Source organism: Streptomyces sp. NPDC055506 (assembly GCF_053643595.1).
In genome coordinates this window covers 1-10,853 of sequence record NZ_JBSHKH010000195.1, presented here as the reverse complement: position 1 = coordinate 10,853, position 10,853 = coordinate 1, and the positions used below count along the sequence as shown (strand labels likewise).

At 71.4% G+C, this 10,853-nt stretch carries 11 protein-coding genes; 8 read left to right on the top strand and 3 right to left on the bottom strand.

The window, feature by feature from the left end:
* The first annotated feature begins 97 nt into the window (after nt 1-97).
* The 3 genes from ACWIF2_RS38440 to ACWIF2_RS38430 are packed head-to-tail and all read left to right on the top strand — an operon-like array spanning nt 98 to nt 3,626.
* On the top strand, nt 98-1,009 hold the full coding sequence (locus tag ACWIF2_RS38440; protein WP_454366050.1) for a carbohydrate ABC transporter permease: 912 nt from the start codon (nt 98-100) through the stop codon (nt 1,007-1,009).
* A complete protein-coding gene (locus tag ACWIF2_RS38435) occupies nt 1,006-1,905 on the top strand; it encodes a carbohydrate ABC transporter permease (protein ID WP_454366048.1) in 900 nt (299 codons plus the stop codon). The genes ACWIF2_RS38440 and ACWIF2_RS38435 overlap by 4 nt, the downstream gene beginning before the upstream one ends.
* 2 nt (nt 1,906-1,907) lie before the next feature.
* Nucleotides 1,908-3,626 carry a hypothetical protein gene (locus ACWIF2_RS38430; RefSeq protein WP_454366046.1) on the top strand — a complete coding sequence of 573 codons (1,719 nt, stop codon included), beginning with the start codon at nt 1,908-1,910 and terminating at the stop codon, nt 3,624-3,626.
* 214 nt (nt 3,627-3,840) lie between these two features.
* Here the strand turns inward: ACWIF2_RS38430 and ACWIF2_RS38425 are convergent, their stop codons facing one another.
* Nucleotides 3,841-4,032: a hypothetical protein gene (locus ACWIF2_RS38425; protein WP_454366044.1), complete on the bottom strand. Its 192-nt coding sequence runs from the start codon at nt 4,030-4,032 to the stop codon at nt 3,841-3,843.
* A complete protein-coding gene (locus ACWIF2_RS38420; RefSeq protein WP_454366042.1) occupies nt 4,029-4,685 on the bottom strand; it encodes a nucleoside/nucleotide kinase family protein in 657 nt (218 codons plus the stop codon). Before ACWIF2_RS38420 ends, ACWIF2_RS38425 begins: the two co-directional genes overlap by 4 nt.
* A 95-nt stretch (nt 4,686-4,780) precedes the next feature.
* Between ACWIF2_RS38420 and ACWIF2_RS38415 the strand changes: the two genes are divergently transcribed.
* The 4 genes from ACWIF2_RS38415 (at nt 4,781) to ACWIF2_RS38400 (ending at nt 10,146) form a co-directional block, all read left to right on the top strand.
* On the top strand, nt 4,781-5,521 hold the full coding sequence (locus ACWIF2_RS38415) for an HAD family hydrolase (RefSeq protein WP_454366040.1): 741 nt from the start codon (nt 4,781-4,783) through the stop codon (nt 5,519-5,521).
* The gene (locus ACWIF2_RS38410) at nt 5,518-7,881 is read left to right on the top strand and encodes a glycoside hydrolase family 65 protein (protein ID WP_454366038.1); all 2,364 of its coding nucleotides are present in this window, start codon (nt 5,518-5,520) and stop codon (nt 7,879-7,881) included. Before ACWIF2_RS38415 ends, ACWIF2_RS38410 begins: the two co-directional genes overlap by 4 nt.
* Nucleotides 7,882-7,992: 111 nt before the next feature.
* Nucleotides 7,993-9,498, top strand: coding sequence for a hypothetical protein (locus tag ACWIF2_RS38405; RefSeq protein ID WP_454366036.1), 1,506 nt, complete (start codon nt 7,993-7,995; stop codon nt 9,496-9,498).
* A 156-nt stretch (nt 9,499-9,654) separates the two neighbouring features.
* The gene (locus ACWIF2_RS38400) at nt 9,655-10,146 is read left to right on the top strand and encodes a DUF5709 domain-containing protein (protein ID WP_454366052.1); all 492 of its coding nucleotides are present in this window, start codon (nt 9,655-9,657) and stop codon (nt 10,144-10,146) included.
* 48 nt (nt 10,147-10,194) lie between these two features.
* Here the strand turns inward: ACWIF2_RS38400 and ACWIF2_RS38395 are convergent, their stop codons facing one another.
* A complete protein-coding gene (locus tag ACWIF2_RS38395; protein WP_454366034.1) occupies nt 10,195-10,401 on the bottom strand; it encodes a hypothetical protein in 207 nt (68 codons plus the stop codon).
* A gap of 218 nt (nt 10,402-10,619) precedes the next feature.
* Between ACWIF2_RS38395 and ACWIF2_RS38390 the strand changes: the two genes are divergently transcribed.
* Nucleotides 10,620-10,853, top strand: a 234-nt coding sequence (locus ACWIF2_RS38390; RefSeq protein ID WP_454366032.1) for a chaplin, incomplete at its 3' end; no start/stop codon positions are given.

Genomic DNA, 10,853 nt, shown 5'->3' with positions numbered 1-10,853 from the left:
GGGTCCAGACCCGCCGCCCGGCCCTGGGCGCCCACGTGGTGCCGGGCTCATGGCCTGAGCCCACAGCAATCCATTCCACCAGCACGGAGTCAGGAAGATGACAAAACGCGCCTTGGCCGTGTCCGCGAGCCCGCCCAGGAGACGCAGTAAGTACACCGTCGCGCCGCTCGTCCTCATCGCGGGCAATGCCGTGCTCTTCGCGCTGTTCTTCGTCTGGCCGGCGGTGATCGGGCTCGTCTACTCCTTCACGAACTACACGGGCATCGGGGCGTTCCAGTTCGTCGGACTGGACAACTACAGCAACCTGTTCGGGGACTCCACCTTCTTCGACGCGCTGACCCGGACGCTGCTGTACACCGTGCTCTTCGTTCCGCTCAACTTCGTGTTGTCGCTGCTCATCGCCAATGTGCTGGTGAGCAAGCACGCCAAGGGAGTGTCGGTCGCCCGCGTCTTCTTCTTCATCCCGTGGCTTCTGTCGCCCATCGTCGTGGGTGTCCTGTGGCGGTGGCTGTTCGGTGAGAACTTCGGACTGGTCAACCACGTCATCGAGAAGCTCGGCGGAAGTGCCGTTCCGTGGCAGTCGAACGCGGACCTGTCGCTGATCGTGGTGGTGGTGGCGGCATCCTGGGCCTGGACGGGCTTCTCCATGCTGCTGTTCATCGCGGCGATCAAGAACGTACCGGTGTCGTACTACGAGGCGGCCGCGCTCGACGGCGCCGGTCCGTGGCGCCAGTTCATCAGCATCACACTGCCGAGCATCGCGCCCACGTCCTTCATCGTCATCCTGCTCAACACGATCCACGGGATGAAGGAGTACCCGCTGTTCGCCTCCCTCAACAACGGCGGACCCGGAACGTCGAACAACCTGCTTGTCCAGTACATCTACCAGACCGGCTTCAAATCGGGCCAGATCGGCTACGCGAGCGCCGCGTCGTTCGTGCTCATGCTCATCCTGATGGCCGTCGCGGTCATCCAGCTGATGGTCAACCGGCGGGTGGAGAACCGATGACAACCACAGACATGCCACGCAAGGTCGACGCCGGGCCCGGACGGGCTGTTCCCAAGAAGCGGCCCCGCGGGGCGGCCGGCGGCGGCCTTCGGCGCGCGGTGCCCGCGACGACACTGCTGTGGGTCCTGGCGGCCATCTACGGGTTTCCGGTGCTGTGGTTCGTCCTCAGCTCGTTCAAGCCGGCGGGAGACCTGTTCTCCTCGCTGTCGCTGTTTCCGGACGACCCAACCCTGTCGGGCTACAAGGCAGCGTGGGACGGCGCCAACTTCTCCCAGTACTTCATCAACACGGCCATCGTGTGTGTGATCGCGACGATCCTCACGGTGGGGGTCAGCTGCTGCACGGGGTACGCGCTGGCCAAGTACGACAACACGTGGCTCAAGGTCTTCTTCGTCGGCATCCTGGCCACCACGATGCTGCCGGGCGAGGTCATGCTCGCCCCGCAGTTCCTGGTGGTCCGCGACCTGGGCCTGTACAACTCGCTCACCGGCATCATCGTCCCGGCCTTGCTCACCGCGACCGGATGCTTCATGTTCCGCCAGTTCTTCCTGACGGTCCCCGACGAGCTCATTGAGGCCGCCCGCATCGACGGGGCGCGTGAACTGTCGATCTTCCTGCGGATCATGGTGCCGATCTCCCGGCCCATCATGCTGACCCTCGCCATCCTGTCGTTCCAGTGGCGATGGAACGACTACATCTTCCCGCTGCTGATGCTCAACGACCCCGAGAAGTTCACCGTGCAGATCGGCATCCAGAGCCTCGTCGGCGCGCAGAACATCAACTGGTCGGTGGTGCTAGGCGGCTCGGTCATCACCATGATTCCGCTGATCGTCGTCTTCCTGGTGTTCCAGCGCTACGTCATGAACGCCGACATCAACGCCGGACTGAAGGACTGATCTTGCCCACCCCGCTCGACCACGAGTTCGTCCGCGCGGTGGCCCGCGCCGCCGACCGGTCGGCCGCCCCACTGGCGGCCGGCCCCGACGAGGATCCCGCCGGTCTGCACCACCGCGCTCTGGCACGCCGAGTGAAGATCCTCGTCGCGGCGTACCGGTCCCCGCACTCGTCACTGCACGGCGACAGCGGGGCCGTCGCCGCCGCGATGACCCACCTCCGCGCCCTGCGCGCCGCGCAGACCGCCACCGGACTCTTCGCCGGCGGCGACAACGTGCAGTCGCCGCCGGACTCCGGGTTCACCGTGAACGACGTGTGCGACGCGCACGTCCTCGCCGCGGGCGCGGGGCCGGAACTGCACGACGTGACGGCGGCGCTCGCCGAGATCGCCGGCGCCGCCTCCCACAGCCTCCTGACCGGCGGGGTGCACACCCCGAACCACCGCTGGGAGCTGTCCGCTGCGCTGGCCCGGCTGCACCGTTCGTTCCCCGACGACCGGCTCCTCGCCCGCATCGAGGAGTGGTTGTCCGAAGGCGTCGACATCGACGCGGAGGGCCTGTACTCGGAACGCAGCGCCAACTACGCGGCCCACGTGTCCAACCCTTCGCTGCTGCTCCTGGCCGACGTACTCGGCCGCACGGACCTGCGGGACGCCGTCGAACGCAATCTCGCCACCACCCTGGACCTCATCAGGCCGGACGGCACGGTCGAGACCGTCTTCTCACGACGGCAGGACCAGCAGCACCCGTTCCCGCTGGCGCCCTACCTGCCGCACTACCGGCTGCTCGCGATCCGCACCGGCCGGGGCGACTTCGCCCGGGCGGCACGGCTGGCGGCCGCCGGCGGCATCGACGACCCCGACCTGCTCGCCGAGACCCTCCTCACCCCGGACCTGTGCCACGTTCTGCCGGCACCGGCCGCGGAGACCCTGCCGCGCGACCGGTACATCTCCACCGCGCGCCTCGCCGCTCGTGCGTCGGCCACCGCGCACACGGTCGTGTACGGCGGCTCGGACGTGCCCGAGCACCGGCGCATCCGCTCGGGCCTCGCCTGCAATCCCACCTTCCTGCGTCTGTTCGCCGGTGCCGCGGTCCTCGACGCGGTCCGTCTCTCGCGGGGATTCTTCGACCTGGGCCCGTTCCGCGCCGCCGGTATGGAACAGCTCGCCGGCGACCGGTACCGGCTCACCGAAACCCTCACGGCGTCCTACTACCAGCCGCTCCCGGAGGATGAGAGGCGGGACGACGGCGTCTACCGGCTGGTGGACGACGGACGCTTCTCGGCCTCGATGGCCTTCCCCGAGCGGCCCCGGGACGAGGTCTCCCACACGACCCGCGTCGAGGTGGACCTGAGGGACGACGGTGCCGACCTGCGGATCGACATCAGCGGACCGAGGGTGCCCTGGGCCCTCGAACTGACCTTCCGGCCGGGAGGGGTGCCGGAGGGCGCCGTACCGGTCGGCGACGAGCGCTGGTGCCTGACGACCGGGCCGATGACCTACCGGGTCGGTGACGACGAGATCCGGATCGAGGCCGACGTCGAGGCGGGCGAACCGCTGGCCGGGCCGGACCGGAGCGACGTACTGCGCTACGACCCGGGGCAGGACTACACCGTGGTGGGCGGCACCGACGCGACGACCGGGAACCGCGTCTACATCGGCGGACTCGGCCCGCACACCCTGACTGTCGCACTGCGCGCCCGCCGGCCCGCACCCGGCGTGTGACCCCCGCGTGAGGCGGCCCGGGCGTCACAGGGGCAGGCCTACCAGGCCCCACCCGCGTCGTTCGGCCTCGGTCACGCACCGAGAACTCGTCGAAGTCCTCGATCCACCGCCCGGCCAGTGCGGACACGGTCGGGCAGGCGAGGAGCAGCCGGGGGGCCAGGGGTCGGTGTTCGCGGGGAACGGCCCCGGGCCGACGTGTCCTCGGTGCCCCAGATCAGGTCCCGCAGGAACGCGTCCAGGTGCTCACGCGTCTCCGGGGCGGCATGCTCCCGTACGTCCTCCCACGCCTGCCCCGCCCAGAAGTGGGGCTTGCGTCCTCGAGCAGCGCGTACCGCTCCTCGAACGGCGTCCGCTCGAGCCGTTCCCAGTCGACGGCCAGCACCGTGATGTCCAAGCCCATGGTCACGCCTCCACCTGCGGCAGCGCCGACTCCGGCACCACCAGGTCGGCACGTCCCCGGGTCGTGGCGATCAGTTCGGCGTTGGGCTGGTCCGAGCGCGACACCCACGCCGCCGCCTCCTCGGGGGACTTTCCGAACCGCTCGTGCCGGGCGACGAGCCGGCGGACGCGCTCCCGCTCGGGGAGTTCGCAGAACCACACCTCGTCGAGCCGGTGGCGGACCCGGGCCCAGGCACCGTTGTCCAGGAGCAGGTAGTTGCCCTCGGTGACGACCAGCCGGGCCGACGGCGGCACCGGGATCGCCCCCGCGAGCGGCTGTTCCAGGACGCGTTCGAAGCCGGGTGCGTAGACGATGTCGTCGTGCCTCTCCTCGCGCAGCCGCCCCAGCAGCGCCGCGTACCCGGCCGCGTCGAAGGTGTCGGGCGCCCCCTTGCGGTCCCTGCGGCCGAGCCGCTCCAGTTCCGCGTCGGCGAGGTGGAAGCCGTCCATGGGGACGTGCGCGACCCAGGGTTCGCCGGATCCGTTCAGTTCCCGCACCAGATGCTCGGCGAGCGTCGACTTGCCCGCGCCGGGGCTGCCGGCGATGCCGAGGATCGCGCGCCGGCCGCCCTGGGGGAGGGCGCGGGCGCGGTGGACGAGGTCGTCGAAGGCGAGCGGCACACCGCAGAGTGTGTCACCCCGTGCCAGGGCCGTCCGGGGCGTGTGTGTGGCGTGCGCCACTCGCTGGACGTCTCCGTGCGGGGAACCGTTCTTGTATGACGCAGCTCGGTCTCCCCGAAGACATCCACGCCTGCCTCTTCGATCTCGACGGCGTCGTCACCAAGACGGCCGTCGTGCACGCGGCCGCCTGGAAGGAGATGTTCGACGCCTTCCTGCGCGAGCGCGACGGCGAGGACTTCCGGCCGTTCGACGCGGCGTCCGACTACGACGAGTACGTCGACGGCCGGCCACGCGCCGACGGCGTACGTACGTTCCTCGCCTCCCGGGACATCGACCTGCCTGACGGAAACCCTGACGACCCACCGGGCGCGATGACCGTGCACGGGCTCGGCAACCGCAAGAACGAACTGGTCCTGGAGAAGATCCGCACCGACGGAGTCGAGGCCTACGACGGCACCCTGCGCTATCTGGAGGCCGTCCGCGCCCACGGCATGAGCACGGCCATCGTCTCCTCCAGCGCCAACTGCCGGGACGTGCTGCGCGCGATCGGCGCCGAGCACTTCTTCGACGTACGGATCGACGGTGTGGTCGCCGCCGAGCGCGAGCTGCCGGGCAAACCGCGCCCCGACACGTTCCTGGCCGCCGCCGAGGACCTGGGCATCGAACCGGCAGAGGCCGCCGTCTTCGAAGACGCCCTGGCCGGCATGGACGCGGGCCGGGCGGGCCGCTTCGGATACGTCGTCGGCGTCGACCGCGTCGGACAGACCGACGCGCTGTACAAGCACGGCGCCGACGTGGTGGTGCGGGACCTCGACGAGCTGGGAGGCCGGGAGTGATCGAGCAGCGGGCGTACGCCGTCGAGCCGTGGACCGTGCGCGAGACGGAACTCAACCTCGACCTCCTGGCCCAGAGCGAGTCCGTGTTCGCCCTGTCCAACGGGCACATCGGCTGGCGCGGCAACCTCGACGAGGGCGAACCGCACGGCCTGCCCGGTTCCTACCTCAACGGCGTCCACGAACTGCACCCGCTGCCCTACGCCGAGGCCGGCTACGGCTACCCGGAGTCCGGCCAGACGTCCATCAACGTCACCAACGGCAAGGTGCTGCGCCTCCTGGTCGACGACGAGCCGTTCGACCTGCGCTACGGACGGCTCGTCACCCATGAACGGACCCTGGACCTCAGGCGGGGCGTGCTGGAACGGGTCTGCGAGTGGACCTCCCCGGCCGGGTCCACCGTCCGTGTGCGCTCCACGCGGCTGGTGTCCCTGACCCAGCGCGCGATCGCCGCCGTGGCGTACGAGGTGGAGCCCGTCGACAGCCGTACCCGCGTCGTCGTCCAGTCGGAGCTGGTCGCCAACGAGAGCCTGCCCGAGCCGGACGGCGACCCGCGCGCCGCCAAGGCCCTGAAGTCGCCGCTCGAACCCGAGGAGGACCTCGCCTCGGGCAGCCGGCTGCGCCTGGTCCACCGCACCCGCCGCAGCGGCCTGAGGGTTGCCGTCGCCGCCGACCACGTCGTCACCGGCCCCGAACGGACCACGACGAGCAGCGAGAGCAACGTGGACGTGGCCCGGCTGACCGTCACCTCGGTGCTGGAGCCGGGGGAGCGGCTGCGCGTGGAGAAGCTGGTCGCGCACGGCTGGTCCGGTGTCCGCTCCCGGCCCGCGATGAGCGACCAGGTCGAGGCGGCACTGGCGGCGGCCGCGCACAGCGGCTGGCGGGGGCTGCTGGAGGACCAGCGGTCCTACCTCGACGACTTCTGGGGCCGTGCCGATGTCGAGATCGACGGCGACGAGGAGATCCAGCAGGCCGTCCGCTTCGCCCTGTTCCACGTCCTCCAGGCCGGCGCCCGTGCCGAACAGCGCGCCATACCCGCCAAGGGGCTCACCGGCTCCGGCTACGACGGCCACGCCTTCTGGGACACCGAGGCGTTCGTCCTGCCCCTGCTGACCTACACAGCCCCGCAGGCGGCCGCCGAGGAACTGCGCTGGCGCCTCGACACCCTGCCGGCCGCGCGGGAGCGCGCGGCCCAACTCGGCCTCGGCGGCGCCGCGTTCCCCTGGCGCACCATCGAGGGCTCGGAAGGCTCCGCCTACTGGCCGGCCGGCACGGCCGCCTTCCACGTGGGCGCCGACATCGCGGACGCCGTCGTGCGGTACGTGGCGGTCACCGGCGACGAGCGGTTCGAACGCGAGGTCGGCGTGGAGCTGCTGGTGGAGACCGCCCGGCTGTGGCGCTCCCTCGGCCACCACGACGACCGGGGCGCCTTCCACATCGACGGCGTCACCGGACCGGACGAGTACAGCGCCATAGCCGACGACAACACGTACACCAACCTCATGGCCCGGGCGAACCTGCTGGCCGCCGCCGACGCCTGCAAACGGCACCCCGACGAGGCGGCCCGGCTCGGCGCCGACGAGGAGGAGAGCGCCGCCTGGCGGGACGCCGCCGAGGCCATGCACGTCCCCTACAACGAGGAACTCGGCGTGCACGAACAGCACGCCGGCTTCACCCGCTACCAGCGCTGGGACTTCGCGAGCACGGGCCCGGACCAGTACCCGCTGATGCTCCACTTCCCCTACTTCGACCTGTACCGCAAGCAGGTGATCAAGCAGGCGGACCTGGTGCTGGCGATGTACACGTGCGGCAGCTGGTTCGAGGAGTCCTTCGACGGCGACGCCGAGGAACAGATCGCCCGCAACTTCGCCTACTACGAGCCGCTGACCGTGCGGGACTCCTCCCTGTCGGCGTGCGTCCAGGCCGTCATGGCCGCCCGGGCGGGCCATCTGGACCTGGCCTACGCCTACACGACCGAGGCCGCGCTGATGGACCTGGGGGACCTGGAGCACAACACCCGCGACGGACTGCACATCGCCTCGCTGGCCGGTACCTGGATGGCGCTGGTCGCCGGGTTCGGCGGCATGCGGTGCGCCGACGGGACCCTGCGGTTCGCGCCGCGGCTGCCCGAGCGGTTCAGCCGGCTGGCCTTCACGGTGGGATTCCTCGGCCGGTGCCTGCGCGTGGAGCTGGCCGCCGACCGCGCCACCTACACCCTGAGTTCCGGCCCGCCCTTGACGCTCCATCACCACGGCACCGAGCTGACGGTGAGTGAGGACGCCCCGGTGACCCTGACCGTGCCCCCGCTCACACCACGTCCGGCCCCGAGCCAGCCCCCGCACCGGGCCCCGAACGCCCGCTGACGCTCACTTCGCGTCAGGCACTTGGCCGTATTCCGCCCTGCGATCCTCTACCCCGCGCGTTAGTTTGTCCATGTTTGTCAGGTTTTAGGACAATAGGGCAAGGGGCGGAACATGACCGACGGCTCGAACGCCATCCTGGTTCGCAGGCGAAGACGCGAACAGACGGCCGGGCCGGGCGCGCCCCGGGGAGTCCGTGGGAACCGGGCGCTCGCCGCGGTGGCGGCCGTCTTCACGCTGGCTCAACTCGCCCTGGTCCGGCCCGTGCTGGGTCTCGGCTGGGACGAGATCGTCTACGTCAGCCAGGTTACCCCCGACACCCCGGCGGCCTTCTTCAGCGCCCCGCGTTCCCGGGGCGTCTCGCTGCTCGTGGCACCGGTGGCGTCCTGGTCGACATCCGTCCCGCTGCTGCGCGTCTACCTCGCCCTGCTGTCCGGCCTCGGCCTGTACCTGGCCCTGCGCGCCTGGCGGGGCCTGTTCCCGACCCGTGTCCTGGTGGTCGGCGGCGCCCTCTTCGCCTCCTTGTGGGTGACCCTCTTCTACGGTCCGCAGGCCATGCCCAACTACTGGGTGGCGATCGGCGCGCTGATCTGCGCGGGCTGCTTCCTGCGGGCCCGGCGGGAACGTTCCGCCCGGGCAGCCCTGTGGGGGGTCGCCGCCGGCGCCGCGCTCATGGCGTGGATGCGGCCCACCGACGCGGTCTACGTGACCGTGCCGCTGCTCGTCCTCGCCCTGGCGCGCCTGCGGGGCGGCCGCCACCGGCGCCTGCTCCTCGCCCTCCTGGCGGGCCTCGCCGCCGGCGCCGTCCCATGGGTGATCGAGGCCTACGTCGGCCACGGCGGCCTGGGGGAGCGCCTGTCGGAGGCCTCCCGCATCCAGGGCGGACTGGGCTGGTACTTCGCCGTCGACGACCAGCTGCGCAGCCTCGGCGGCCGGGCACTGTGCCGGCCGTGCACCGGCCCGATGCCCAACCCCCTGGTCCTCATCTGGTGGTTCGTCCTGCCCGTACTGGCCGGCCTCGGACTGCTCGTCGCGGCCCGGGCGCGGCGCCTGGGGCGGACCCTCGTCCCGCTGGCCTGCGCCACCACGGCCGCGCTGCCGTACCTCTTCATGATCGGCTACGCGGCACCCCGCTTCCTCACGCCCGCCTACGCCCTGCTCGCGATCCCGGTCGCCGACGCCCTGTGGCACCTGGTCAGGACCCCGCGCGGCACCTGGCGGCCGGTGGTCGCCACGCTGGTCGCGCTCGGGCTGGCCGGACACCTGGCGGCGCAGCTCGCCGTCCTGAACGGGGCCGTGTCCCGCAACACCGAGAACCGCCGCGACTGGGACCGCACCGCCGACGCCCTGCACCGGCTCGGCGTCCGCCCGCCCTGCCTGCTCACCGGCCACGAGGCCATCCCGATCGGCTACTACACGGGCTGCTCCTCGGGCGCGACCTCCGGCAACAACGAGAACACCACCACGGGAGCCATCCTGCGCACCGCCGACCAGGTCCCGGTCGCCCACATCGCACCGGCCGACGGCACCCCGCCCCGCTATGCCCGGGCCTGGCCCGTCCACCGGATCTCGGACCTGGACGTCCGTGTCGCACCGCGGCCGCGGCGGGACGGCCCCTGAGGGACCGCTGCGCACCCGCCGGATCCGGGGTGCGGCGGGACGGCGGCGGCCGCCGAGGTTACGAGCCCGCCGATCGGGAAACGCGGAACGGGCACCTGAGACCGACGAGTCGCCGCAGCGCGCGACAGGGAGGCAGAAGTGATGGGCACGGAACCGATGCGCCCCGAACCGATGGCGGACGACGCGTACCAGCCCACCGGGACCAACGAGGAGCAGGCGGACGCCGCACCGCTGGATCTGCAGGACGCCGTCGACGAGCGGACCTACGACGACACCCTCGACGAGGGCTACTCCCCGCCGGAGAAGCCGCTGGGCGTCACCAAGAGCGGCACCACCGCCGCCGAGCAGCACGAGGGCGAGACCCTCGACGAGCGGCTGTCCCAGGAGGTCCCCGACGTGTCGGCCGAACCGGTCCGGGACGACGTGGGCGACAGCCCCGACAGCGACGGCGAACCGGTCGACCCGGAGGCGGGCACCGCCCGCGCCGGCCGTCTGGTCGCCCCGGACGAGGGCGCCCACGCCGACACCACGAAGGAGACCGTCGCGACCGACCTCGGCATCGACGGCGGAGCGGCCGGCGCCGAGGAGGCCGCCGTGCACGTGGTGGAGGACGACAGCACCCTGCCCGGGGACGACGACAGGGCGTGAACCGCCCGCGGCCGGGAGGTCCCCCGGCGGACGCCGGGGGACCGTCGGCTACGGCAGCAGCTTCTCGAGCGCGGCGGGCCCCTCGGCCGCCAGCTTGCGCCTGGCCCATTCGAGGTTGTGCGGGGTGAGGTCCTTGCCCGAGGCGAGGACGAGATCCTCCGGCGACACGTCGGTGCCGGTGCGGGCGTGGAGCAGGCGGTCCGGGGTGGCGCGGTCCTCGGGCGGCCGGGACGCGGGGGGCTGTGACGTCGACATGTTCTCTGCTCCTAGGGTCCGGATCGCTGGGGCGGCCCCGGTGCTGAAAAACGGGTCCGCTATCACCATTCCCCGCGGGAGCGCGGCGTGCATCCGGAGGGCGTGGTTCCGGCCCGGTGAGAGCCCGGCCCCCCGTTCGGACGCTCACCGATGTCGCCCCGCCGTACCCCGGGCGACGGTGGACACACGTGTCCCCTTCGACCGACAGGAGCTCTCCCATGCGCACACGTGTGACCGCCGCGTTCGGCCTGGCCTGTGCCGCCCTGCTGGCCTGTGCCGGTACGGCCAGCGCTGACGCGGAGGCCGAAGCCATCGCCATCGGCAGCCCCGGCTTCCTCTCCGGCAACGTCGTACAGATCCCCATCGACATCGATGCGAATATCTGCGGCAACTCGGTCAACTTCATCGGCGCGTTCAACCCCGCCATCGGCAACAAGTGCTCGATCAAGGAC